Source organism: Phreatobacter sp. (assembly GCF_027532945.1).
In the GTDB taxonomy this organism is placed as follows: Bacteria; Pseudomonadota; Alphaproteobacteria; order Rhizobiales; family Phreatobacteraceae; genus Phreatobacter.
Map to the genome: position 1 here is coordinate 204,267 of NZ_JAPZTZ010000017.1, position 24,890 is coordinate 229,156.

The window sequence follows — 24,890 nt, forward strand, 5'->3', positions numbered from 1 at the left end:
GCCCACGCGCGCCGGGCTTGCCCGGCTCGCGTCACTTGAAGGCATGGGCTGGCCCAACGAAAAGGGGCGCCTCGCGGCGCCCCTTCCTTAAGCTGAGCCTGGTTGGCTGGATCAGAAGTCCATGCCGCCCATGCCGCCGCCCGGCATGGCCGGAGCGGGAGCGTCCTTCTTCGGGGCCTCGGCGATCATGGCACCGGTGGTGATGAGCAGCGAGGACACCGAAGCGGCGTTCTGGAGGGCGGTGCGGACGACCTTCATCGGGTCGACGATGCCGGCCTCGAACATGTCCACATACTCTTCGGTCTGGGCGTTGAAGCCGAAGGTGGCGGACTTGTTCTCCAGCACCTTGCCGACGACGATCGAGCCCTCGACACCGGCGTTCTCGGCGATCTGGCGGATCGGAGCCTCGATGGCCTTCAGGACGATGTTGATGCCGGCCTGAACGTCGGCATTGTCCGACTTCAGCTTGGCGACAGCGGCCTTGGCGCGCAGGAGGGCGATGCCACCACCGGGGACGATGCCCTCGAGGACGGCAGCGCGGGTCGCGTTGAGAGCGTCGTCAACGCGGTCCTTCTTCTCCTTCACCTCGATCTCGGTCGAGCCGCCGACCTTGATCACGGCGACGCCACCAGCGAGCTTCGCCAGGCGCTCCTGGAGCTTCTCGCGGTCATAGTCCGAGGTGGTCTCCTCGATCTGCGCCTTGATCTGGCCGATGCGGGCCTCGATGTCCTTCTTCTTGCCGGCGCCGTCGACGACCGTGGTCTTCTCCTTCTCGATCAGCACCTTCTTGGCGCGGCCGAGCATGGCGAGGGTCACGCTCTCAAGCTTGATGCCGAGGTCTTCGGAGATGACCTGGCCACCGGTCAGGATGGCGATGTCCTCCAGCATGGCCTTGCGGCGATCGCCGAAGCCCGGAGCCTTCACGGCGGCAACCTTCAGTCCACCACGCAGCTTGTTGACGACGAGCGTGGCGAGAGCCTCACCCTCGACGTCCTCGGCGACGATGACCAGCGGCTTGCCGGTCTGCACCACGGCCTCGAGGACCGGGAGCATCGCCTGGAGGCCGGCGAGCTTCTTCTCGTGGATGAGGATGTAGGCGTCCTCGAGATCCGCGATCATCTTGTCGGCGTTGGTGATGAAGTAGGGCGAGAGGTAGCCGCGGTCGAACTGCATGCCCTCGACGATGTCCACCTCGGTGTCCAGCGACTTGGCTTCCTCGACGGTGATGACACCCTCGTTGCCGACCTTCTGCATGGCGTTGGCGATCATCTCGCCGATCAGCGCGTCGCCGTTGGCGGAGATGGTGCCGACCTGGGCGACCTCAGCCGAGGACTTCACCTTCTTGGCCGACTTCTCGAGAGCCTTCACGACCTCGAGCACGGCGATGTCGACGCCACGCTTCAGATCCATCGGGTTCATGCCGGCGGCGACGAACTTGGCGCCTTCCTTCACGATGGCCTGGGCGAGAACGGTGGCGGTGGTGGTGCCGTCGCCGCCGAGGTCGTTGGTCTTGGAGGCGACCTCACGGACCATCTGGGCGCCCATGTTCTCGAACTTGTCGGCGAGCTCGATCTCCTTGGCGACGGTAACGCCGTCCTTGGTGATGCGCGGGGCGCCGAAGCTCTTCTCGATGACGACGTTGCGACCCTTCGGGCCGAGCGTGACCTTCACGGCCTCAGCGAGGATGTCGACGCCGCGCAGCATCTTTTCGCGCGCGTCCTGGCCGAATTTCACGTCCTTGGCAGCCATTGTGGCTAACTCCTGTCGGAATGAATGGAATGAGGTGGCGGAGGAGCGGTGCGGCTTACTTGCCGATCACGCCCATGATGTCGCTCTCCTTCATGATGAGGAGGTCGACGCCGTCGATCTTGACCTCGGTGCCGGACCACTTGCCGAACAGCACCTTGTCGCCCTTCTTCACGTCGAGCGGAACGAGCTTGCCGGCTTCGTCACGGCCGCCCGGACCGACGGCGAGGATCTCGCCCTCCTGCGGCTTCTCCTTGGCGGTGTCCGGGATGATGATGCCACCCTTGGTCTTCTCTTCGCTCTCGAGGCGACGGACGACCACGCGGTCGTGCAGCGGACGGAACTTCATGGATCAGGTCCCTGGCAGTGCGGCGCTTGGGGCCGCTGGAAATCGATACGACCCCGGGGGCCGTCGCTGTTAGCACTCAACCGAAGTGACTGCTAACGGCTGGCGTAGGAGATAGTCGGCCCTCCCGGGAGAGTCAAGAATTGGCCCCGGCATGGTAAACGGCGCCGGGCACCCCATATCGCCTTGACGCGCCCGCCATTGCACCGGATCGTGACACCATGACGTCACCGACCATCCCCTCGGCCGAAACGGCGCCTCCCGCCGCCGAAGGGCTGCCCGATCCCGCGACCCTGCAGCGCATCGGCCGCTCCTGCATCTGCTACCAGACCCGCATGACGGCCCATGTGGTGACCCGCGCCTATAACCGGGCGCTGGCGCCTCTCGGCCTTGAGGTGACGCAGTTCAACATCCTCATCTGCCTTGCCGGCGCGAGCAGCAATTCGGTCACCGCGTTGTCGGAGGCGCTTGCCCTCGACCGGACCACGATGACGCGCAACCTCAAGCGCCTCGAACAGGCCGGCCTGGTCGGGATGACCTCCGGCCAGGGCCGCGCGGTGCGCCCGGCGCTGACCGAGGCCGGAGGGGCGCTGCTCGCCGCGGCGGTTCCCCTGTGGGAGGCCGCCCACGGCCGGATGGAGGCAGCCGTTGGCGAGGAGGTCTGGACGCGGACCCGCGAGGGTCTCAGGGCGATCCGAAGGAGCGTCAAGACTTGCCCGCTATGAGCGGTAGCGGGGTGTTAAGGCTCCCCGCATTCCCAAGCGGCGGCCTGGCATAGCGAGGGCGGGTTTCGCTGAGACCATTCAACTTTGTTTAGAATCCGGCGCTACCAGCTTCCCCTGACGGAGGTGTCATGGTGAGTCCGGCTCCCAGCGCTGAGACGACCGAGCGACGGATCGCCGCGGACGCCGTTGCGGCCGCCGATCTCGCCGGCCGCGTCCGCGCGGCGCAGATCCATGCCGTGACGCGGTTCGCGCCGCTCACCATGCTCGCCAATCTCATCAATGCCGGCGTGGTGCTCTGGGTCGTCGCCGGCGACGCCCATATCGGGCTGGTCGGCGGCTGGGCGATCGCGGTGCTGCTGATGGTGGCCGCGACCACGCTGGGCTGGCTGAGAACCAGAGGCCGGCAGCCCCGTTCCACGGCGTCTCCCCGCGCCATCCGCAACGCGACGATCCATGCGGCGTTGCTGGCCATGCTTTGGGCGGCGGTACCGCTCCTGTGGTTCGCCGAGTTGCCCATCGAGGACCAGCTGGTCATCGCCTGTCTGATGACCGGCATGATCTGCGCCGGTGGCTTCGCATTGTCGACCTTGGCGCCGGCTGCCCATGTCTATGTCGGCATCCTCACCCTCGGATCGGTGCTCGGCCTTCTGCAGACCGACAACAGCTTCGTCGGGGCATTGGTGGCGCTGATCGTCGCCTATTCCATCATCGTCGTGCAGAGCGTGTCGGGTTATTCGCGGCTCTTTGCCGAGCGCTTCGTTGCCGAGGCGCGGCTGAAGGATCGCGGCGAGATCATCGAGCTCCTGCTCAACGACTTCGAGGAGAACGCCTCGGACTGGCTGTTCGAGACCGATCCGGACTTCGTCGTCACCAGCCATTCTCCGCGCTTTGCCACGGCTGCGGGCCTTGCGGGGCAGTCGCTCGTCGGCCGTCGGATCGCAGACCTGCTGGCGCCGGAGGGCCGCGAGGGGCTCGCCCGCCGCGTCGCCATCGCCGAGCCGTTCCGCGACATGGAAGTGCGGGTCGAGACGCCGAACGGCCCGCGCTGGTGGTCGCTCACGGCGAGGCCCGTCCTTGCCGAGGACGGCCCGCCTCGCGCCTGGCGTGGCGTCGGTTCCGACGTGTCGGAGCGGCGGCTTGCCGGCGACAAGGTCGCCTGGATGGCGCGGACCGATCTCCTCACCGGCCTGCCGAACCGCACCCATTTCCGCGACATCGCCGCCGCGAAGCTCGACCGGGCCCGCGGGGAGGGCAGCGGGTTCGCCATCGGCTTCCTCGACCTCGACCATTTCAAGAGCATCAACGACACGCTCGGCCACCCCGTCGGGGACGCGCTGCTCACCGCCGTCTCCCACGACCTGTCGCAACTGGCCGGACCGGACGTGGTCTTCGGCCGCGTCGGCGGCGACGAGTTCGGCATGATCGTCACGCGCTTCGCCGACCGGCAGGCGGTCCTCGCGCTCGCCGATCAGGTCATCGACGCGGTCAGCCGGTCGCGCGCCATCGACGGGGCGCGGCTCACCGTCGGCACCAGCGTCGGACTGGCTTTCGGTGTCGCCGAGACGATCGACGACCTCATCCGCAACGCCGATCTGGCGCTCTACCGGGCCAAGGACCAGGGGCGCGGCAAGTCGGTGGTCTTCGACGATGCCATGCACAGCGAGGCCGAGGAGCGCCGCCGCCTGCAGGAGGACCTTCGCACCGCGCTCGCTGGCGACGAATTGCGGCTCGTCTACCAGCCGATCGTCGATCTCGGGCACGGCGAGGTCGTCGCCTTCGAGGCGCTGATGCGCTGGCAGCATCCCGAGCGGGGCCTTCTGTCGCCAGGCCTGTTCATCCCGATCGCCGAGGAGAGCGGGCTCATCGACGCGATCGGCGGCTGGGCGCTGCGCCAGGCCTGCCGCGACGCCGCGACCTGGCCGCGCCATCTCGGCGTCGCGGTCAACCTGTCTCCGGCCCAGTTCGGACAGGCGGGTGTGCTCGCCCATGTGACCCGTGCCCTCGCCGAGAGCCACCTCGCCCCGAACCGGCTGGAGCTGGAGATCACCGAGGCCCTGTTCATGGCCCGGCACGGCAATAACGAGCGCTTCCTGAACGACCTTCACGCCCTCGGCGTACGTCTTGCGCTCGATGATTTCGGCACCGGCTTCTCGGCGCTCGGCTATCTTACGCGCTTCCCCATCCAGAAGCTGAAGATCGACCAGTCCTTCGTCCGCGGCCGGTCGGATGACGACAGCCGCCACGCCGTGGTCGAGGCCATTGTCGGCATCGCCCACAGCCTTGGCCTGGTCACGACAGCCGAAGGGGTGGAGACGGCGGAAGACCTCACCTGGGTCACCGCGCTCGGCTGCACCCAGGGACAGGGCTATCATTTTGCCCAGCCGATGCCGGCCGCGGCGATCCCCGGCTTCCTGGCCCGTTTCGAGCCTGCCGCACCGGTCGCCAGCCCGGCCTTTTGACAGCGCGCCCGACCATCGCCGTCCGTCCTTCGGCGCGTTGACCGGCACGGCTGAGCTCCCTATCGTGCATATACACGAAAGAGGAGCCCCCTATGTCCCGTCGCTACGGCGTCGTTCCTGCGGCCGAGGCCACGAGCCAGGATGGCATCGACTTCCTGCGCGGCATGCTGGAGCAGCGCTATCCGGCCCCGCCCATCGCCGAGTCCATGGGGTTCATCCTGACGGAGGTCGAGCCGGGCCGTGCGGTCTTCGAGGGCACGCCGCCCGCCGCCTTCTTCAATCCGCTCGGCACGATCCATGGCGGCTGGACCGCGACGATCCTCGATTCAGCGCTCGGCTGCTGCGTCCATTCCGTCATCAAGAAGGGGCAGGGCTACACCACGGTGGAGATGAAGGTGAACTATGTCCGCGCGCTCATGCCGGATACCGGGCTGGTCCGCTGCGAAGGCAAGGTGGTCCATGCCGGCAGCCGCATCGCCACGTCCGAAGCACGGCTGGTGGATGGCAAGGGCCGTCTCATCGCCCACGCCACCGAGACTTGCATGATCTTCGAGGCGCGGGTGCCAGGGGCGTCCTGAGGCGACAGGGCGGAAAATTACAGAAGCCCCACCCGCACCCTCCCCGCTGCGCGGGGAGGGGGACACGATGTCGTGCCTTTGCTGGTGAAGGCTGGGCCAGCCCCAACCATCTCCGAAGATGGCGCGACGTCGAAGTGCCCCTCTCCTCGCGACTGCGAGCGGGGGTGCGGGTGGGGCCTGTCTCCGCAGGTTTACCGCCGCATGGCCATGAGGCAGGCGACGATGATCAGCGCCGCACCCGCCCAGGTCGTCCAGGCCGGGATCTCCGCGAAGACGAGGTAGCCGAGGCCGGCGCTCCAGACGAGGGCGGTGTATTCGAGCACGCCGAGCGGGCCGGCATTGGCGTGTTTGAAGGCCCAGGCCATGCAGAGATGGCCGGCGAGGCCAAAGGCGCCGATGCCGAGGAAGATCACCCAGGACCGCAGCTCCGGCGCCTCCCAGACGAGAAACGCGAAGGGGGCGATCATCAACAGCGGAAAGAGGTTCTGGAACAGGATGATGAGGCCAAACGGATCGGTCTGCGCCCGCTTGCGCAGCAGCACGAGGTTCGCCGCATAGGTCAGCGCGGATGCGACCGCCGCGGCAATGCCGAGCACCCGGACGAGGTCGAAATCGCCGCCGCCGACCTTGCCGGCAACGATCACCGCCATGCCGATGAAGCCGACGAGGATGGCAACAAGGACGGCGCGCTGGATCGCCTCCTTGAGGATCAGCGAGGCAAGGAGTGCCAGGAACAGCGGCGACAGGAAGGAGAGCGTGATTGCCTCGGCGAGCGGCAGCACTGCCAGCGCATAGAAGAACAGGAAGGCGGTGATGGTGACGAGAACGCCGCGCAGCAGGTGGGCGCGCAGCATCGGCGCCGTCGGCGCCGAGGGCCGCGTCCACAGGAAGAAGGCGATCGCCCAGGGCATGCCGCAGGCGTAGCGCATCAGCACGATCTGCGCCGTGGGATGGGCGGTCGCGACGCCCTTGATCATGGCGTCCATGACCGAGAGCAGGAAGATGCCGAGCCCCGCCACGAGGAAGGGCGCGTAGCGATGCTGTGCGATGGCGGTCATGTCATCCAGAGGGCGCGAAGCGCGTCGACGAGGAGTTTCGTGCCGGCGAGCCCGACGAGGACGTAGCACAGGGTGAAGAGGCGCTCGCGCGGCAGCCGGTCGTGGAGCCAGCGGCCGATCAGCACGCCGAAGGGCACGATCGGTGCGAGGACCAGCGCCTTGACGAAGACGGTGGGCTCGTCGAGGCCGGAATAGACGTAGCCCGGCAGCTTCACGAGGTTGCCGATGGTGAAGATGATGACTGTGGTGGCGGCGAACTCGGTCTTGGTCAGGCCGCGCCGCAGGAGATAGAGCGCCATGGGCGGGCCGCCGGCATGGGCTACATAGGTCGTGAAGCCGGCCCCCGCGCCGGCGAGGGCGGCAAAGCCCGGCATGACCGGGATAGCGGCTGGCGCGGCGCCGCGGCGGGCGAAGTGATGGATGGTGAAGGCGAGGGTGATGAGCGCGATCACCAGCGCCACCCAGCGGCGGTCCACCCATTCGAAGGTGAGGAAGCCGAGGAACAGGCCGGCGAGGAAGCCCGGCATGATCCAGGTGAGGTCCGGCTTCGACCAGGCGGTGCGCGGGAAGGAGCCGAGCGCGAAGAAATCCATGAAGGCGACCAGCAGCGCCGTGACGATGGCCGCCTGGATCGGGTCCATGACCAGTGCCAGCAGCGGAATGCCGAGGATGGCCAGGCCGCCGCCGAAGGCGCCCTTGCCGAGCGCCATGAGGAAGGTCGCCACTGCGCCCACGGCGTAGAAGCTCCAGTCAGCGGGAAGGGCGGCGGTGAGGGATGCGAGGGTCAAGGCTGTCGGCTCGGAGGGCGCGCCGGTCTAGCCCAGCCGCCGGCTGCCGCCTAGGGCTGTAGGGCAGTGCCCTCACGCGAAAAAGGAGCCACCGCGGGGGACGCGACGGCTGGTCCCTACGCGAAAAAGGAGCCGCCGCGGGGGGCGCGACGGCTCCAGGAGGTCCAGGGACGCGAGCGAGGGGACGGCGAGTCGCTGGACGGATGGGAAGGCGCGGCTCACATGCAGGGCACGGAGCGCGGCAGGGCGGCATCGACGTCCGGCACCAGCGATGGGCCGTTGAGATGCACAGCGCGGGCGAAGCGCCGCCGGCCCTCGCGCTCGGCGACCCGCGCCGCGAGCGCCGTCGTCGGATCACCGAAATAGCCGGTGGCCGAGACATCGCGCAGGTCCGAGCGCGTCAGGCCGAGATCGGACAGGGTGCGGTCATCCATCTCGCAGAGCTCGGCATAGCCGCGGCGCGCCTCGTTCCGTGTGCGGAGCGACTTGGCCTGATTGCGCACGACGGCGACCACCGAGAGGACGGCGGAAGAAAGCGTGACAGCGAACATCGGCATGGGGGGTCTCTCCTACGGTTCGGACGCGGCACGCCTGTCCCTGCGCCTGCACCGGGTGGTGCAGGCGGCCGGGGATCTCACCCGGGCCGCGGGGTCATGTGCCGATGAAGGCAGAGTGTCACAGGGCGATTGATCATTGAAGCGAATGTTTTTAATGTGGGTCATCAGAATTGATGATGTGACCGTCCGAGGGGGAAACCGGTGGCCGTCCTGCTTGATATCGACCAGCTGCGCACATTCATGGCCATAGCCGACACGGGCAGCTTCACCCGCGCCGCCGACGTCGTCTTCAAGACGCAGTCCGCGGTCTCCATGCAGATGAAGCGGCTGGAGGAGCGCATCGGCAAGCCGCTGTTCGAGCGCGACGGCCGCGCCTCGCGACTCACCGAGGACGGCGAGCGGCTGCTCGACTATGCCCGCCGCATCGTGAAGCTGAACATGGAGGCGGTCTCCGCCTTTGCGACCGCCGAGCTGACGGGGCGCGTGCGGCTCGGCGTGCCGGACGACTATGCCGACCGCTATCTCCCCGAAATCCTCGCCCGCTTCTCACGCTCCAACCCGCGGGCGGAGGTGACGGTCATCTGCGAGCCCTCGTCGATGCTGGCCGAGCGTATCCAGTCAAACGAGCTCGACATCGCCATCATCACCCATACGCCGCAGAAGGGCCCAGCGCTGGTCTTCCGCCGCGAGCAGCTTTTGTGGGTCGGCTCGGCGCGCTCCCCGGTCCATTGCGACGATCCGGTGCCGCTCGCCGTCGGGCGGCCGACCTGCGACTGGCGCCGCGCCGCAACCGAGCGGCTTGAGGCGGCGGGCCGGGCCTATCGTATCCTTTATGCGAGCTGGAACGCGGCGGCCGTCGGCGCTGCGGTCATGGCGGGGCTCGCCGTGTCGGTTCTGCCGGAATCGGCGCTGCGGCCGGGGATGCGCGTGCTGCAGCCGACCGACGGCTTCCCGGCGCTGCCCTCGGTCAGCGTCGCGCTGCTGCGCAATCCGCACGAGATGTCGCAACTCGCCGAGGCGCTGGCCGATCACGTCGTGTCGAGCCTCGATAACCTGACGGAACACGCTCAGGCGGCGGAGTGAGGGCGCAGCGCGGCTTGGCGCGTCGCTGATGCCGGGCAACGGATTGGTCGTCGCCCCCACCCCGCCTCAATAAGCCGCGTCCTCGAAGACCCGGTCGATCTGGCCCTGCCAGGGGCCGAGATATTTCTCGATCAGCACCTCGGCGGCGGTGCGGCCCTCGTCGACGATGGCCTGGAGCGGCTCGAGATAGCGCGTCTCGTCGCAGCCGTTCATGTCGAGCCTGTCGCGGCGGCGCAGGCCCGTGCGGGCCAGCGTCAGCATCTGCCGGGCGAGCTCGTGCACGGTGATGCCGCGGATCTCCGCCTTGAAGCCGAGCTTCGGCACGTCGTCGCGCAGCTTCTGCCGCTCTTCGGCCGTCCAGTCCTTGACCAGGTCCCATGCGGCGTCGAGCACGCCGTCGTCATAGAGCAGGCCGACGAAGAGGGCGGGCAGCGCGACGATGCGCGACAGCGGGCCGGAATCGGCGCCGCGCATTTCGAGGTACCGCTTCAGCCGCACCTCCGGGAAGATCGTGCCGACATGGTTCACCCAGTCGGAGAGCACGGCGCGCTCGCCGGGCGCCGCGGCGTTCTTCCCCTCCAGCAGGTCGCGGAAGGAGGAGCCGGCGACGTCGACATAGGTCTCGCCGCGCTTGATGAAATACATCGGCACGTCGAGGGCGTAGTCGACATAGCGCTCGAAGCCCATGCCGTCCTCGAAGGCGAAGGGCAGCATGCCGGCGCGCTGGTTGTCGGTGTCCATCCACACCGCCGAGCGGAAGGAGAGGTAGCCGTTGAGCTTGCCCTCGGTGAAGGGCGAGTTGGCGAAGATGGCGGTGGCCACCGGCTGCCAGGCGAGCGACACCCTGAGCTTCTTGACCATGTCGGCTTCGGACGAGAAGTCGAGGTTCGCCTGCACCGTTGATGTCCGGTACATCATGTCGAGGCCGAGCGTGCCGACCTTCGGCATGTAGCGGGTCATGATCTGGTAGCGCGACTTCGGCATGACCGGCGTCTCGGCGCGCGACCATTTCGGGCTCATGCCGAGGCCGAGGAAGCCGATGCCGAGCGGCTCGCTGATCTCGCGCAGCTGGGCCAGGTGGGCGTGGGTCTCGGTGCAGGTCTGGTGGATCGTGTCGAGCGGCGCGCCCGAGAGCTCGAACTGGCCGCCCGGCTCCAGCGAGATGGCGCCGCCGCCGGTGACATCGGCGAGGCCGATGATCTTGCCGCCGTCCTCGATGGGCTCCCAGCCGAGAAGGCCTTCCATGCCCCTGAGCAGAGCCTCGATGCCACGCGGGCCCTCATAGGGCACGGGTGCGTGGGTGGCACGGTAGAAGCCGAACTTCTCGTGCTCGGTGCCGACGCGGAACCTCTCCTTCGGCTTCACGCCCTTCTCGATCCAGGCGACGAGTTCGTCGCGGGACTCGATGGGCGTCATGTCGACAGTATCGCGGGCCATGCAGGGGTCCTGATGCGGATGCGAAGGCGGGGCGGGAGAAAAGCACGACGGCCCCCGCCTCGGATAGACCCGCACATAGCGATCCTCCTGCGGTTTCGGAAGACCAGCCGCCCTCCGGACGCCATGCTGCGGACACAATCCCGTCACCCCCGATGCGGCTTCACCCGCCAGGATGGGGGCGTTGCGTCGCTGCCCGGCACCGCCGGTTGCGGCGCCCGCCGTGATATCCTGACCGTCGATTCGTCCGCAGGAGCCTCGTCCCCATGAATCCCGTTGTGGTGCGTTCCCCCCTGCCGCTCGCCGCCCTGATCCTCGCTTTCTGCCTTGGCGCCGCCGCTGCGCAGACGCAGCAGGTGACGCCGGTCCAGCAGGCGCCCGACCGCGTGGCCCCGCCGCCGGTCGGCCCGACGCCGACCGACATCTCCGCCGAGACGCGCCGGGCGCAGGAGGCGGCCGCCGCCGGCCGCTCCGTGGAGGCCCTCGACGCGCTGGACGAGGCGGCCATCGCCGTCTCCGAGAAGATGCCGCTGACCATCCGTCGCGCCACCTTCGTCGCCGAGGAACCGCAGGGCTACGGCGTGTTCAACCCGCGCGATTCCACCAGCTTCGAGGCGAGCCAGCCGCTGCTCGTCTATGCCGAGCTGGCGGGCCAGGGCTGGCGCCGCTCGGGCGACATTTTCCGCACCGACATCGTGCTGGATTTCGAGCTGCGGCGGGCCGATGGCCAGTCGCTGGTGGCGCAGCAGGCCTTCAACACCATCGCCACGGCGAGCCGGCGGCGGAACCGCGAGTTCTTTCTCTACGTGACCTATTCCTTCTCCGGCCTCGAGCCCGGCGACTATGTCGTGCGCACCACCGTGCGCGACCGCGTCGGCGCCAAGCAGACCGCCTTCGATCTCGCCTTCGCGGTTCGCCGGTGAGGACAGCGCTGGTCGCGCTGGCACTGCTCGTCAGCGGCGGGGTTCAGGCGCAGGACTTTCCCGGCTTCGCCCGGCAGGCGGCCGCCGGCCCGCATCCGGTGATGGAGGTGCTGCAGCCCCATCCTGTCAGGCTGCCGGGCTTTGCCACGACGCGGATCGAGCTGCGTGCCGGGGAGTGCGGCGCGCCCTGCCCGGCGGATACCGAGCGGGCGGAGATGGTCGAGAGCGGGCCGGGCCTTGCGCCGGGCACTCCCGCCTTCACCGCGCTCTCCCTGTTCATCCCGCGCGGCACGCTGGCAACGCCGGATCTCACCGTGACGCTCGCCCGCCTCATGCAGGGCGAGGCCGTGCTGCTGACCATCGAATGGCGGCCGGGCGGGCTCTTCGCCACCGGTCCCGCTCTTGGCGACGATCGTCTCGTCGTGCCTGACCAGATGCTTACCCAGTGCTGGCACGACATCCTCATCGACCAGTTCTGGTCGGCTGGCCCCGATGGCCGCTTCGCGCTCTGGGTCAACGGCCAGCGCGTTGTGCAGCGGAGCGGCGCCAATGCGGTGGCGGGCGCGGCTGTCAGGCTCGCCTATGGGCTCTCCCGCCGGCCGGTCTCCGCCTGGACCGCCCGGACAGGGGCCCGTCCTCCCACCCAGGTCGCCTATTTCGCCGCGGTGCGCCGCGACGCCGACCGCGGGCAGGTCGACATCGACCTGAGGGTGCGCTAGCACACCGGCCTCACATTTGCCGGAAGAGATCCATGTCCGAGACCCCGAAGAAGAAGCCCGGCGCGCTCGCCCGCCTGCCGCGCGGCTTCGTCGACCGTGACGCGGCCGAGATCGCCGGCGTCACCGCCATGCTGGATACGATCCGCAAGGTTTATGAGCTCTACGGCTTCGAGGCGGTTGAAACCCCGGCCATCGAGTTCACCGACGCGCTCGGCAAGTTCCTGCCCGACCAGGACCGGCCGAACGAGGGCGTCTTCTCCTTCCAGGACGACGACGAGCAGTGGCTGTCGCTGCGCTACGACCTGACGGCCCCGCTCGCCCGCTATGTCGCCGAGCATTTCGACGCGCTGCCGAAGCCCTATCGCAGCTATCGCGCCGGCTACGTCTTCCGCAACGAGAAGCCGGGCCCGGGCCGCTTCCGCCAGTTCATGCAGTTCGATGCCGACACGGTGGGCTCCGCCTCGCCCGCGGCGGATGCCGAGATCTGCATGATGGCTGCCGACACGATGGAGCGGCTCGGCATCGCCCGCGGCGACTATGTGGTGAAGGTGAACAACCGCAAGGTTCTCGACGGCGTGCTGGAGGCCATCGGCCTCGGCGGCGAGGAGAATGCGGGGCGGCGGCTGACGGTGCTGCGGGCCATCGACAAGCTCGACAAGTTCGGTCCCGAAGGCGTGAAGCTGCTGCTCGGCGAGGGCCGCAAGGACGAGAGCGGCGACTTCACCAAGGGCGCCGGGCTGGATGAGGCCTCCATCACCCGTGTCCTCGCCTTCACCGCGGCCAAGGGTGCCAATGGCGCCGAGACCATCACCAACCTGCGCGCCGTCGTTGCCGGGATTCCTCGAGGCGAGGAGGGCGTCAGCGAACTCGCCGAGATGGCGACGCTCTTCGATGCAGCCGGCTATGGCAGCCGCATCGTCATCGACCCCTCCGTCGTCCGCGGCCTCGAATATTACACTGGCCCTGTCTACGAGGTGGAGCTGACCTTCCCCGTGACCAACGAGGACGGCCAGGTCGTGCGCTTCGGCTCGGTCGCCGGCGGTGGCCGCTATGACGGGCTCGTCGCGCGCTTCCGCGGCGAGGAGGTGCCGGCCACCGGCTTCTCCATCGGCGTCTCGCGCCTCGCGGCGGCGCTGAAATCCCTCGGCAAGCTCGGCGCCGAGAAGCCCGTCGGCCCCGTTGTCGTCCTCGTCATGGACCGCGACCAGGTCGCCGGGTACCAGGCGATGGTGTCAGAGCTGCGCGCCGCCGGCATCCGCGCCGAGATGTATCTCGGCTCGTCCGGCATGAAGGCGCAGATGAAATATGCCGACCGCCGCAACGCCCCGGCCGTCATCATCCAGGGCTCGAACGAGCGCGAGGCCGGCGAGGTGATGATCAAGGACCTCGTCGCCGGCGCCGAGGCCGCCAAGACCATCACCGACAATGCCGAATGGCGCGCCGCCCGGCCCGCCCAGTTCGCGGCCAAGCGCGGCGAGCTGGTGGAGAAGATCCGCGAGCTGCTGGCGGTGCGGTGAGGGGGCTCCACGACCCCAGTGCGTCCGTGCGATGCTTTGGCGAGCCTCGAAGGACGCACTCGGATTATTTGGGGCGACATCGCCATCGGAGTGACAGCAGGATCAGAGCGCAGCTCTCGAACCTGCCAAAACCTATCCGACCAGCGTGACGCTGTCAAGGATAATAATCCTAGTCAGCCGTCCCGCCTTCCATAGGTCGGCAGCGACCAGTTGCCCCGGATCGCCAGGGCGCGGATGGCGAAGGTCGTGGTGAAGCCGGCGAGGTCGTCGAGGTCCGGCGAGATCCAGAGGTTCACCGCGACGAAGGCGACAGCCCCGGCCAGCGAGGCCGTGACATAGACGTCCCGCCGCAAGGCCAGCGGCACATCGCCGGCGAGGATGTCGCGGATGATGCCGCCGAAGGTCGCCGTCACCACGCCGAGCAGAACGGCCGAGATGGCCGGCGCGCCTGCATCGAGGGCCCGGGCGGCGCCCGTGGCGGTGAACAGGGCGAGACCGACCGCGTCGGCCCAGAGGATGGCGCGGGCCCGGTTCTCCCGCTCGAAGAGATGGGCGGTGAAAAAGGCGGCGAGCGCGACGGCCGCGCAGATCACCACCGCCGTCGGGTCGATGATCCAGGTGACCGGGCGGATGCCGAGCAACACGTCGCGCAGCGTGCCGCCGCCAATGCCGGTGACGGTGCCGAGCAGCGCGAAGCCGAAGGGGTCCATCTGCTTGCGCGCCGCGACCAGCGCGCCGGTCAGCGCGAAGACCGCGATTCCTGCCCATTCGAGCCAGGGCAGGAGCGCGGTCATGCGGGATCAGGCCTCGTCGGAGGCAGCGGGCTGGGGCGCTGCCTTCGGACCGCCGGTGGAGACGCCGACCAGGGCCGGGCGCAGCACGCGCTCGCCGATGACGAAGCCGGCCTGGACGGTCTGCACCACCGTGCCCTTGGGCAGCTCGGCATTGGGGACCTCGAACATGGCCTGATGCAGGTTCGGGTCGAACTTCTGCCCGTCCGGCTCGATCTTCTTCACGCCGTGCTTCTCCAGCGTCTTGAGGAGCTCGCGCTCGGTGAGGTCGATGCCCTCGACGAAGGCCTTGAGCGGGCCCGCGGCCGGGCGGGCCTCGGTGGGGAGGGTGTCGAAGGCGCGGCGCATGTTGTCGGCGACGTTGAGCATGTCGCGGGCGAAGGAGGTGACGCCGTAGGTGCGGGCATCGGCGACCTCGCGCTCGGTGCGCTTCCGGAGGTTCTCCATCTCCGCCAGCGTGCGGAGCATGCGGTCCTTCATGTCGCGCGCCTCGGCCTGGGCGGCGGCGAGCAGGGCCGGGCCGGCATCCATCAGCGAGGCCTCGGCCTCGGGCTCGGCGGTTCCGGTGGCCTCGTCGATCGGCACTTCGTCGTGCCCGTTGGTCGGGTTGGTCATGGCAATTCGCCTCGGGTGCAAAAGGTTGGCCCGGATATCGAACCTGCCGGCGACAAAATCAAGGCTGGAGGGGCGATGTCAGGCCGCGCAGAGGGCGGCGAGCAGCTCCGGGCCCGACATTCGGGTGCCAGGGCGGGCGGCATCGACCAGCCTGACCATGGCCGCATTGAGCGGCGCCTCTCGTCCATGGGCCGCGGCGAGGCGGATGACGGCGCCGCAGAGATCGTCGATCTCGGTGGGACAGCCGGCAGCAAGGTCGTCGGCCATGGAGGAGCGGGCGGTCGGGCCGATCGTCAGCATCGAGGCGGCGATGCGGGAGAAGAGGAAGGTCGGCAGGCGGAGGATCGTCGGGATGAGGGCAGGTGGCGCGGCGCCGACCTTTGCCGGGCGGAGGCCGGCCGCCTTCATCGCTGCGAGCGCCTCGTCCTGCAGCGCGGCGAGGACCCGGCGATAGGCGCGGTCCATCAGCTCGTCGCGGAGCGGCAGGCCGGAGAGCGCATTGACGGGATTGTTGAGGTTGAGGAGCAGCTTGCCCCATTGCACCGTCGCCATGTCCAGGCAGAGCGTCAGCGGCAGGCCGGCCGCGGCGAAGGCGGGTGCGGCAGCGCGGGTCGCGGCATGGTCGGCGGCGTGGAGGTCGCCGGAGGTGGTGCGGCGGGCGATGAGGCGCCCGTCGGCTCCCGCGTCCAGCGTCACATTGAAGGGCACCATGCCGGCGAGGGCGGTCAGGTGCGGCGCCGCGGCGGCGATGCGGGTGGGATTGTCGATGCCGTTCTGCAACGACAGCACCGGTGTTCCCGACGCGAAGGCCGCGCCGATGGCTTGCGCTGCATCGCCTGTCGCGCCGGACTTGGTGCAGAGGAGGACGATCACGTCACCGGGACCGGCGGCCTCGGCTACGGTCTCGACGACCGACAGGGCTCCGGGCTGCAGGATCGCCTCGGTGCCGTCGAGATCGGCCACCATGAGACCATGGGCCCGGAGCGCAGCTGCCTTCCCGCCACGGGCGACGACAATGACATCCGCCCCGCCCCGTGCCAGCCGCCCGCCGATGAAGCAGCCGATGGCCCCGGCTCCGACAATGACGAAGCGCTGGGCCATGGCGGGTTCCGTCAGGCGCCGAAGCGCGGCCGGGCGAGGCCCTCGCGCAGATGCGCCGCCGTGACCGTGTTCGCCATCAGCAGCGCGATGGTCATGGGCCCGACGCCACCCGGCACCGGCGTGATGGCCGAGGCGACCTCGGCGGCCTCGGCAAAGGCCAAATCACCGACGAGGCGCGTCTTGCCCTCGCCCTTGTCCGGCGCGGGGATGCGGTTGATGCCGACATCGATGACCACTGCGCCGGGCTTGACCCAGTCGCCGCGGACCATCTCGGGCCGCCCCACTGCCGCGACCAGCACATCGGCCTGCCGGCAGAGGGCGGCGAGGTCTGTGGTGCGGGAATGGGCGATGGTGACGGTCGCGTCGCGCTGCAGAAGCAACTGGGCGATCGGCTTGCCGACGATGTTGGAGCGGCCGACGACCACGGCATGCTTGCCGGCGAGGGAGGGGCCGAGGACGCTCTCGAGAAGGATCATCGAGCCAGCGGGGGTGCAGGGCACCAGCGCGCGGTCGGTGGCGCCGGAGCCGAGCAGGCCGACATTGACGGGGTGGAAGCCGTCGACGTCCTTGGCCGGGTCGATCGCGGTGAGCACGGTCTCGGCATCGATGCCCTTGGGCAGCGGCAGCTGGACGAGGATGCCGTCGATCCCGGGATCGGCGTTGAGGCGGGCGACCAGCGCCAGCAGGTCGGCCTGGCTCGTGGTCACGGGCAGTGTGTGCTGCTCGGAGCGGAAGCCGGCGGCCTCGGCCTCGCGGCCCTTGTTGCGGACATAGACCTGGCTTGCCGGATCCTCGCCGACCAGCACGACGGCAAGACCGGGCGGGCGGCCCCTGGCGGCGCGGAAGGCGTCGGCACGCGCCTTGACCTCGGCGAGGACGGCGGCGGCCGTGGCCTTGCCGTCTATGATGCGGGCGGTCACTGGGGTCAGACCCGCATCGGCATGAGGACGTAGAGCGCGCCGGGACCCGCGGGGTCATGGATCAGCGTCGGCGAGCCTGGATCGGCGAGCTTCAGCTCGACGGTGTCGCCGTCGATCTGGCCGGTGATGTCGAGGAGGTAGCGGGAGTTGAAGCCGATATCGAGGCCATCGGCCTCGTAGGAGACTTCGAGCTCCTCGGTCGCGCTGCCGGAATCCGGGTTGGTCACCGAGAGGGTCAGGCGGCCGTCACTGGCGGAGAGCTTCACGGCGCGGCCACGCTCCGACGAGACGGTCGAGACGCGGTCGACGGCAGCGGCGAACTCGCCCTTCTCGACGGTGAGGATCTTGTCGTTGGCCTGGGGAATGACCCGGGCATAGTCGGGGAAGGTGCCGTCGATGAGCTTCGAGGTCAGCACCGTCTCGCCGAAGCGGAAGCGGATCTTGGCGGTGGAGAGCTCCACCGTGACAGAGGCGTCCGGTGCATCGGCCAGGCGCTGGACCTCGGCCACCGTCTTGCGCGGCACGATGACGCCGGGCATGCCGGCCGCACCCGCCGGGGCCTCGAACTCGACCTGGGCGAGGCGATGGCCGTCGGTGGCGACGGCGCGGATGAGGCTCTGGCCGCCCTTCTCGACGACATGCAGGAAGATGCCGTTGAGATAGTAGCGCGTCTCCTCGGTGGAGATGGCGAACTGCGTCTTGTCGATGAGCCGCTTCAGGTGCCCGGCGGGCAGGGAGAAGGAATGGCTCATGTCGCCGGCGGCGATGTCGGGGAAATCGCTCTCGGGGATGGTCTGGAGCGTGAAGCGCGAGCGCCCGGCCTTGACGGCGAGCGTGCCCTTGTCGCCGACCATCTCAAGCTGGATCTGCGAGCCGTCGGGCAGCTTGCGGACAATGTCGTAGATCATGTGGGCGGGCACGGTGGTGCCGCCGGCCGCACCCACCTCGGCGGGGAGCGTCTCCACCACCTCGATGTCGAGGTCCGTTGCCTTGAGGCGCAGGGAGGTGCCGTCCGCCTTCATCAGCACGTTCGACAGCACGGGAATCGTGTTGCGGCGCTCAACGACGCGGTGGACATGCCCGAGGGACTTCAGGAGCTGGGCCCGTTCGACGGTGACCTTCATCCATGCTGCTCCGATCGACGGGGGCGCCGGGCTGTCCGGCACCCCGAAAACAAGGGGCGTCAGTCAACCCCGCGGCGCAGCATGATGCAAGCGGAAGGCCAGTCGCGGCCGCCCTATCCACGTCTTTCCTGTCGACAGGCGACCAGGTTCAGTCGTTGAGACGCCGCTTCAGCACCTCGACCTCCTCGCAGAGCGCCGGATCCTGGCCGACGAGGCCCTCAATCTTGCGCACGGCGTGCAGGACGGTGGTGTGGTCGCGGCCGCCGAAGCGCCGGCCGATCTCGGGCAGCGACCGCAGCGTCATGGTCTTGGCGAGATACATGGCGATCTGCCGCGGCCGAACGACGGTGGCGGTGCGGCGCGAGGAGAGGATGTCGGAGCGGCTGACATTGTAGTGCTGCGCCACGATCTTCTGGATGTCCTCGATCTTCACCCGCTTCGGCTCGACCACGCGGACCAGGTCGCGAATGGAGCGCTCGGCCATTTCCACCGTCACCGGCTGGCTGGTGAGGCGGTTGGTGGCGATGAGCCGGTTGAAGGCGCCGTCGAGGTCGCGGCCGTTCTGGGTCACGTTCTTGGCGACATAGGTCATCACGGCCGGCGGCACGTCGAAGCCGGGATGGGCGAGCTTCGCATGGGCGAGCTTCTGCTTGAGGATGTCGAAGCGCAGGTTCTCGTCGAGGGCGCCGATCTCGACCGTGAGGCCGCCGGCGAGGCGCGAGCGCACCCGCTCGTCGAGGTTTTCGAGGTCGGAGGGCGGACGGTCGCCGGCGACGACGATCTGCCGGCCGGCATCGATCAGCGCGTTCAGCGTGTGGCAGAACTCGGCCTGGGTCTGCTTGCCCTGCAGGAACTGCAGGTCGTCGATGATCAGCAGGTCGATGTTGCGCAGCGCCTCCTTGAAGGCGATGGCGGTCTGGTTCTTCAGCGCCGCGACGAAGCCGAAGGTGAACTTCTCAGCGGTGAGATAGAGGACGCGGCGGCCACCGGCCTGCGCCGTGCCGGCGACGGCATGGAGCAGGTGCGTCTTGCCGAGGCCGACGCCGGCATGGATGTAGAGGGGATTGAACAGCACCGCGTCTGTCGGGCGGGCCTGGGCCACCTGCAGGGCGGCGGCGCGGGCGAGCGTGTTCGAGCGGCCCTGGATGAAGGTCTCGAAGGTCAGGCGCGGGTCGAGCGGCGAGCCGCCGAGCGTGTTCTGAACGGAGGAGAGCTGCGGCGCCTCGGCGCGGGCGGCGGCAGGCATCGCGGCCGAACGCGGCGTCTCGTCGACGGGACGGGGACGGACCACGGCGCGGGCACTGGCGGCGGTGCGCACGGCGACGTCGATGGAGATGGGGCGGTCGGCCTCCTCGCTCCAGCGGGCGATGATGCGGTCCTTGTAGTGGTGGTCGATCCAGCTCTTGAGGAAGCGGGTCGGCACCGACAGGCGCACGGCGTCGCCCTGGGCGGCCTCGATCTCGATGCTCTTGAACCAGCTGGAGAACACGTCCTCGCCGAGCTCGGCGCGCAGCCGGCGGCTGACGCGCTCCCAGATGGCTCCCGCACGCATGGAATCGCTCATGGTGTCGGTCGCATCCTCGGTGACTTCACGGACGGTGTCGTGAGTGGCAAACACGATGGTCCCCCATCTGGTCCGGCTGGACGAAATTAACGCGGTGATGAACGGGTGGAGAAAAGCAGAGGGGAGCGATCAGCTCTGGCGCCAGGGCAGGCCGTCGGCCTTCCACCCTGACGTGCCGCCCCTGTGGCCGGCGCCGTCAGGAGGACCTTCGAAGCCTCCCGCCACATTGTAGCTGGCGGTGAAGCCGGCCTCGGCCATGGCGATGGCCGCAGCCTTCGATCGAATGCCCGAACGGCACAGGAAGTAGAGCGGCGCGTCCTTGGCGATGCCCCGGGCGGCGAGATCCGCAGCAAGAGTTGAAACGAAGTCCGGATTGACGGTCATCGCGGGAAAAACCTGCCATTCGAGGCGGAGGGCCTCACGGCCGAGGCCGGTGAGGTCGGGCGAGCCGACATAGGCCCATTCGGCGGTCGTGCGGACGTCGATCAGCTGCGCTTGCGCATCCGACCGAAGATGGTCCAGGCAGTCTTTCGGCGATCGATCCCCAGCATAATTCGCCCCCTGCGCATGCGACATGGCCCACCCACGCGGCCGATTGGTGGCCGCGTGCCTCAGTTGTCAATCCAATGTTCAACTCGCAGGATTGCTCCAGTCGCCGTCCTAGAACGACGTCCTGAAGACTTTGATCTCCGGCTTCACCCCCCGATACTGCGACCGCTTGGGGACTGACCTTGCCTCATCCGAGGCAAAACAGTCCCTGGCCTGCGACTGCAAGCGCGGATCGTCAGATCTTCCAATGAAGCCCAAGGTGGCCCCCCCGAGTGATGAAAGTGATACACAGGGCACCCGGACCCGGCAACGGATTTCGCTTAAGAAATGGTTAAGGACCTGCGCTTGACTCGCCGCGGGATTTGGGGTTCGCCGCGACCGGTTTTCAACCCCCTGATGAATCGTCAAATTTTGCTCGGGCCCACGAAGGCCCATCCGCGGATTGTCGGATTTTGGGCCCGCAACATGCCCCAGCGTCATGCCGTTCGGTCCGAGCGTTTCGGTCCCGTAACGGTCGTCCCCCGGCTAAGCTTCTGATTCACGGGATGTTTTCCGACGCGTCCTTTAGCCGGTTCAGCGCACCCTCCGTGCCACGTCAGGTGCCGACTCAAAATTTTTGGGTTGACGCGCCTCTGTTGCGATTTCGCCACAGATGCCCCCGGCATCATCTCGATACCGGCGCCAGGACAGCAAAAAGCCCGGCTCAGGGCCGGGCTCGGGACGTCGCTTCAGGCAACCGGGCGGCCGTGCCGCCCGGAGGGGGCGCGCTCAGGCGCCGATCTTGGCGATGCGGTGGGCGAGGCGCGACACTTTGCGCGAGGCGGTGTTGCGGTGCAGGACGCCCTTCTGCGCGGCGCGGATGATCTCCGGCTGGGCGTCCTGGAAAGCGGCGGTGGCGGCGGCCTTGTCGCCCGAAGCGATCGCCTCTTCCACCTTGCGCAGGAAGGTGCGCATGCGCGAGCGGCGAGCCTGGTTCACAGCGGTGCGCCGCGCGATCACGCGGGCGGCCTTCTTCGCGGAAGCCGTATTGGCCATAGGTCTTGTCCCGGCGGCTGGCCCCGGAGACCTCGGGGCGCAAGAAAACGAGAGCGGCGGCACGGGGCCGCCACGGAGGGGTCCCTATAGTCTCGGACCATTCCGGCGTCAACGGGAAATGGGGCGGGCCCTGCGTTTTTCGTGGGGGACCGGCCGTCGCCTTGGCCTTAGAACAACAGGCCCGGCGCCGCGCCGCCTCCAGAGCCTATCCTCGAGCCGAGCCCATGACCGCGCCTTCGCCCCCCGCTGCACCCGCCGCCCGGCCGCAGGGCCGATTCCTCCTCGTGGTCCTGTGGATGGCGGGTACGCTCCTGTCCTTCTCGGCCATCGCCGTGTCGATCCGCGCCCTGCATGGCACGCTGACGCTGTTCGAGATCCTGGCGCTGCGCAATGTCGGCGGCTTGATCATTCTCGCCGCCATCATGGTGCTCGCCCCCGATGCCGGCCAGCGCATCCGCCCGGCCCAGCCGGCCGTGCATCTCGTCCGTAACTCGATCCATTTCGTCGCCCAGGCGCTGTGGGCCTATGGCCTCACCGTGCTGCCGCTCGCCACCGTCTTTGCCATCGAGTTCACCACGCCGACCTGGGTTGCCATCTTCGCCGTCTTCTTCCTCGGCGAGCGGATGACGCTGCCGCGCGTCACGGCCCTCGTCCTCGGCTTCGTCGGCGTGCTGGTCATCCTGCGGCCGGGCTTTGACAGTTTCCGCCCCGAGGCCCTGATCGTCGCACTCGCAGCCATCGGCTTCGGGGTGCAGCAAACCACGACGAAGTTCCTGACCGGCACCAATTCGACCTGGACCATCATGCTCTGGATGAACGTCATCCAGTTGCCGCTGAACCTTGCCGCCAACGCCGTCATCGGCCAACCCGTCTGGTTCGCCCCGAAGCTCGACCTGGCGCAATGGCTGCCGCTCGCCGCCATCATGATCTGCGGCTTCACCGCCCATTACTGCCTCACCAATGCCTTCCGCCATGGCGACGCCATCGTGGTGACGCCGATCGACTTCCTGCGGGTGCCGCTGATCGGCCTCATTGGCTGGCTGATGTATAATGAGCGCCCGGACGTGGCCGTGCTCATCGGCGCTGCCATCGTGGTGGCCGGGGTGCTCATCAACATCTACGCGGAATCCCGCTCGCGCACGTGAGCCCTAGCCGCCCGGAATCCGGTTGCGCCGTTCGCTTGCGCGTCCCATGGCGGGACGGAACCCTTAATGGCCGCGCTAACCGATGGGGCTGCGAGCGCCATGCGTTCGGCGCGACGGGCACTTTTTCGCGCCAAATCGCCTCCGGACATGAGGGCAACATGGCGAGGTCCGCGATTCGGACATGGTCCGTTCGCCGGGCGATCCGAAGGTTAACGCCGCCTCGGCCGTTCGGCCCCTCCCGGACTTCCTGCTTGCGCTGCTCCCCCTGGATCGGTTACGCAGGTTCAACAGCGGCTCCGTGCCGCGTTTGTCGAGGGAACCCCGTGCCGATCGTCCGTGCGCCCGCACCGATCAGCCTCCGCGCGCTTCGCGCCACCCCCTCGCTTTCCCTCCTTCTGCTTATGCGCCCCTGAGCACCGGCAGGGCCGATCGGCCTTGGCGCTCAGGGGATCACGAGACCGCAGCCCGCTAACCCGGGGGCCTGTGACGTGAGGCGCTGAGACGCCGCCGCAGCCCCGCAGCAAGGATGAGACCCATGACCAGCACGAGCGCTTCCGAGAAGGACCGCGTCGTCATCTTCGACACCACCCTGCGCGATGGCGAGCAGTGCCCCGGCGCCACCATGACGCTGGAGGAAAAGCTCCAGGTCGCCGATCTCCTCGACGAGATGGGCGTCGATATCATTGAGGCCGGCTTCCCCATCGCCTCCAACGGCGACTTCGAGGCGGTGGCCGCCATCGCCGCGCGGGTGAAGAACGCCGTGGTCTGCGGGCTCTCCCGCGCCGGCGCCGCCGACATCGACCGTGCGGGCGAGGCCATCCGCCACGCCAAGCGGCCGCGCATCCACACCTTCATCTCCACTTCGCCGGTGCACATGAAGTACAAGCTCCAGAAGAGCGAGGAGCAGGTGCTGGAGATGGTGGTCAACCAGGTCACCCGCGCCCGCAACCTCGTCGGCGACGTGGAATGGTCGGCCGAGGACGGCACCCGTACCGAGCACGATTTCCTCTGCCGCTGCGTCGAGGCCGCCATCAAGGCGGGCGCGACCACCATCAATATCCCCGACACTGTCGGCTACACCGCGCCGCAGGAGTACCGGGCGCTGTTCGAGATGGTGCGGAGCCGCGTCCCGAATGCCGACAAGGCGGTGTTCTCGGTCCATTGCCACAACGATCTCGGCATGGCGGTGGCCAACACCATCGCCGGCGTGCAGGGCGGCGCGAGGCAGATCGAATGCACCATCAATGGCATCGGCGAGCGGGCGGGCAATGCGGCGCTGGAGGAGATCGTCATGGCGATCAAGACCCGCAACGACATCTTCCCGTATGAGACCGGCATCGACACCAAGATGCTGACCCGGGCCTCCAAGCTCGTCTCGACCGTCACTTCGTTCCCGGTGCAGTACAACAAGGCCATCGTCGGCCGGAACGCCTTCGCGCACGAGAGCGGCATCCACCAGGACGGCATGCTGAAGAACACCCAGACCTACGAGATCATGACGCCCGACACGGTCGGCGTGAAATCGACCTCGCTGGTGATGGGTAAGCATTCCGGCCGCAATGCCTTCAAGGACAAGCTGAAGAACCTCGGCTACTCGCTGTCGGACAACCAGCTGGAAGACGCCTTCGTTCGCTTCAAGGAGCTCGCCGACCGCAAGAAGGTGATCTACGACGAGGACATCGAGGCGCTGGTCGACGAGAAGCTGGCCAACAGCCAGGACCGCATGAAGGTCATTTCGCTGCTGGTCGTCGCCGGCACGCTGGGCCCCCAGGCCGCCACCCTGACGCTCGACCTCGACGGTTTGCACAAGACCGTCCAGGCCACCGGCAACGGTCCGGTCGATGCCGTCTTCAACGCCATCAAGGCGATCGTCCCCCACGAGGCGGTGCTGGAACTCTACCAGGTCCATGCCGTCACCCAGGGCACGGATGCACAGGCGGAGGTTTCGGTGCGGCTGCAGGCGGAGGGCAACACCTTCACGGGCAAGGGCGCTGACCCGGACACGCTGGTGTCCTCGGCCAAGGCCTATCTCTCGGCCCTCAACAAGCTGACGGCCAAGCAGCAGCGCCTCCATCCCCAGCACGCCACCGTCGCGGCGGAGTGAACGGACGGG

Annotated in this window: 23 protein-coding genes; 9 read left to right on the forward strand and 14 right to left on the reverse strand. The window is 68.4% G+C overall.

Annotated features, from left to right (window positions below):
• Window positions 1-111: 111 nt before the first annotated feature.
• Both groL and groES read right to left on the reverse strand, forming a co-directional pair.
• Window positions 112-1,749, reverse strand: coding sequence for a chaperonin GroEL (gene groL / locus O9344_RS14110; RefSeq protein WP_298478393.1), 1,638 nt, complete (start codon window positions 1,747-1,749; stop codon window positions 112-114).
• A 55-nt stretch (window positions 1,750-1,804) separates the two neighbouring features.
• Window positions 1,805-2,095, reverse strand: a complete 291-nt coding sequence (gene groES, locus O9344_RS14115) for a co-chaperone GroES (protein ID WP_108178450.1) — start codon at window positions 2,093-2,095, stop codon at window positions 1,805-1,807.
• A 218-nt stretch (window positions 2,096-2,313) separates the two neighbouring features.
• Here groES and O9344_RS14120 point away from each other — a divergent pair, with 218 nt between their 5' ends.
• The 3 genes from O9344_RS14120 to O9344_RS14130 all read left to right on the forward strand — a co-directional run bounded on the left by O9344_RS14120 (window position 2,314) and on the right by O9344_RS14130 (window position 5,854).
• Window positions 2,314-2,817: a MarR family winged helix-turn-helix transcriptional regulator gene (locus tag O9344_RS14120; RefSeq protein ID WP_298478397.1), complete on the forward strand. Its 504-nt coding sequence runs from the start codon at window positions 2,314-2,316 to the stop codon at window positions 2,815-2,817.
• A gap of 128 nt (window positions 2,818-2,945) precedes the next feature.
• Window positions 2,946-5,276, forward strand: coding sequence for an EAL domain-containing protein (locus O9344_RS14125; protein ID WP_298478401.1), 2,331 nt, complete (start codon window positions 2,946-2,948; stop codon window positions 5,274-5,276).
• Window positions 5,277-5,368: 92 nt separating this feature from the next.
• Entirely contained in the window at window positions 5,369-5,854 is a 486-nt protein-coding gene (locus O9344_RS14130; protein WP_298478404.1) for a PaaI family thioesterase, read from the forward strand.
• Window positions 5,855-6,045: 191 nt separating this feature from the next.
• Here O9344_RS14130 and O9344_RS14135 read toward each other — a convergent pair whose 3' ends face one another.
• The 3 genes from O9344_RS14135 to O9344_RS14145 form a co-directional block, all read right to left on the reverse strand.
• Window positions 6,046-6,912, reverse strand: coding sequence for a DMT family transporter (locus O9344_RS14135; RefSeq protein WP_298478407.1), 867 nt, complete (start codon window positions 6,910-6,912; stop codon window positions 6,046-6,048).
• Window positions 6,909-7,700, reverse strand: a complete 792-nt coding sequence (locus O9344_RS14140; protein WP_298478409.1) for a sulfite exporter TauE/SafE family protein — start codon at window positions 7,698-7,700, stop codon at window positions 6,909-6,911. Before O9344_RS14140 ends, O9344_RS14135 begins: the two co-directional genes overlap by 4 nt.
• A 218-nt stretch (window positions 7,701-7,918) precedes the next feature.
• Window positions 7,919-8,257: a DUF1127 domain-containing protein gene (locus O9344_RS14145; protein WP_298478412.1), complete on the reverse strand. Its 339-nt coding sequence runs from the start codon at window positions 8,255-8,257 to the stop codon at window positions 7,919-7,921.
• A gap of 201 nt (window positions 8,258-8,458) precedes the next feature.
• Here O9344_RS14145 and O9344_RS14150 point away from each other — a divergent pair, with 201 nt between their 5' ends.
• Window positions 8,459-9,340: a LysR substrate-binding domain-containing protein gene (locus tag O9344_RS14150; protein ID WP_298478415.1), complete on the forward strand. Its 882-nt coding sequence runs from the start codon at window positions 8,459-8,461 to the stop codon at window positions 9,338-9,340.
• A gap of 66 nt (window positions 9,341-9,406) precedes the next feature.
• Here O9344_RS14150 and O9344_RS14155 read toward each other — a convergent pair whose 3' ends face one another.
• Window positions 9,407-10,777, reverse strand: coding sequence for a glutamate--cysteine ligase (locus O9344_RS14155; protein WP_298478418.1), 1,371 nt, complete (start codon window positions 10,775-10,777; stop codon window positions 9,407-9,409).
• A gap of 263 nt (window positions 10,778-11,040) precedes the next feature.
• Between O9344_RS14155 and O9344_RS14160 the strand changes: the two genes are divergently transcribed.
• From O9344_RS14160 to hisS, 3 genes are read left to right on the forward strand one after another with little or no spacing between them, the layout of a single operon-like run.
• Window positions 11,041-11,697 (forward strand): hypothetical protein, encoded by a 657-nt coding sequence (locus O9344_RS14160; RefSeq protein ID WP_298478421.1) that lies wholly within the window; start codon window positions 11,041-11,043, stop codon window positions 11,695-11,697.
• On the forward strand, window positions 11,694-12,416 hold the full coding sequence (locus tag O9344_RS14165; protein ID WP_298478423.1) for a hypothetical protein: 723 nt from the start codon (window positions 11,694-11,696) through the stop codon (window positions 12,414-12,416). Before O9344_RS14160 ends, O9344_RS14165 begins: the two co-directional genes overlap by 4 nt.
• Before the next feature lie 32 nt (window positions 12,417-12,448).
• The gene (gene hisS / locus O9344_RS14170; RefSeq protein WP_298478426.1) at window positions 12,449-13,933 is read left to right on the forward strand and encodes a histidine--tRNA ligase; all 1,485 of its coding nucleotides are present in this window, start codon (window positions 12,449-12,451) and stop codon (window positions 13,931-13,933) included.
• A 173-nt stretch (window positions 13,934-14,106) separates the two neighbouring features.
• Here the strand turns inward: hisS and O9344_RS14175 are convergent, their stop codons facing one another.
• The 8 genes from O9344_RS14175 to rpsT all read right to left on the reverse strand — a co-directional run bounded on the left by O9344_RS14175 (window position 14,107) and on the right by rpsT (window position 21,632).
• On the reverse strand, window positions 14,107-14,727 hold the full coding sequence (locus O9344_RS14175) for a trimeric intracellular cation channel family protein (protein WP_298478429.1): 621 nt from the start codon (window positions 14,725-14,727) through the stop codon (window positions 14,107-14,109).
• A 6-nt stretch (window positions 14,728-14,733) separates the two neighbouring features.
• Entirely contained in the window at window positions 14,734-15,339 is a 606-nt protein-coding gene (gene grpE, locus O9344_RS14180) for a nucleotide exchange factor GrpE (protein WP_298478432.1), read from the reverse strand.
• A 78-nt stretch (window positions 15,340-15,417) separates the two neighbouring features.
• Window positions 15,418-16,440 carry a 2-dehydropantoate 2-reductase gene (locus O9344_RS14185; protein ID WP_298478435.1) on the reverse strand — a complete coding sequence of 341 codons (1,023 nt, stop codon included), beginning with the start codon at window positions 16,438-16,440 and terminating at the stop codon, window positions 15,418-15,420.
• Between the two features lie 11 nt (window positions 16,441-16,451).
• Window positions 16,452-17,360, reverse strand: a complete 909-nt coding sequence (gene folD / locus O9344_RS14190; protein WP_298478438.1) for a bifunctional methylenetetrahydrofolate dehydrogenase/methenyltetrahydrofolate cyclohydrolase FolD — start codon at window positions 17,358-17,360, stop codon at window positions 16,452-16,454.
• A 5-nt stretch (window positions 17,361-17,365) separates the two neighbouring features.
• Window positions 17,366-18,484 carry a DNA polymerase III subunit beta gene (gene dnaN, locus O9344_RS14195; RefSeq protein ID WP_298478441.1) on the reverse strand — a complete coding sequence of 373 codons (1,119 nt, stop codon included), beginning with the start codon at window positions 18,482-18,484 and terminating at the stop codon, window positions 17,366-17,368.
• Between the two features lie 148 nt (window positions 18,485-18,632).
• On the reverse strand, window positions 18,633-20,048 hold the full coding sequence (dnaA, locus tag O9344_RS14200; RefSeq protein ID WP_298478444.1) for a chromosomal replication initiator protein DnaA: 1,416 nt from the start codon (window positions 20,046-20,048) through the stop codon (window positions 18,633-18,635).
• A 129-nt stretch (window positions 20,049-20,177) separates the two neighbouring features.
• Window positions 20,178-20,624, reverse strand: a complete 447-nt coding sequence (locus O9344_RS14205) for a rhodanese-like domain-containing protein (protein WP_298478447.1) — start codon at window positions 20,622-20,624, stop codon at window positions 20,178-20,180.
• A gap of 741 nt (window positions 20,625-21,365) precedes the next feature.
• Entirely contained in the window at window positions 21,366-21,632 is a 267-nt protein-coding gene (gene rpsT / locus O9344_RS14210) for a 30S ribosomal protein S20 (protein ID WP_298478450.1), read from the reverse strand.
• 224 nt (window positions 21,633-21,856) lie between these two features.
• On the opposite strand from rpsT, the gene O9344_RS14215 reads away from it, so the two are divergent.
• Together O9344_RS14215 and O9344_RS14220 are read left to right on the forward strand one after the other, a co-directional pair.
• A complete protein-coding gene (locus O9344_RS14215; protein ID WP_298478453.1) occupies window positions 21,857-22,777 on the forward strand; it encodes a DMT family transporter in 921 nt (306 codons plus the stop codon).
• Window positions 22,778-23,312: 535 nt separating this feature from the next.
• Window positions 23,313-24,881: a 2-isopropylmalate synthase gene (locus O9344_RS14220; protein WP_298478456.1), complete on the forward strand. Its 1,569-nt coding sequence runs from the start codon at window positions 23,313-23,315 to the stop codon at window positions 24,879-24,881.
• Window positions 24,882-24,890 lie beyond the last annotated feature (9 nt).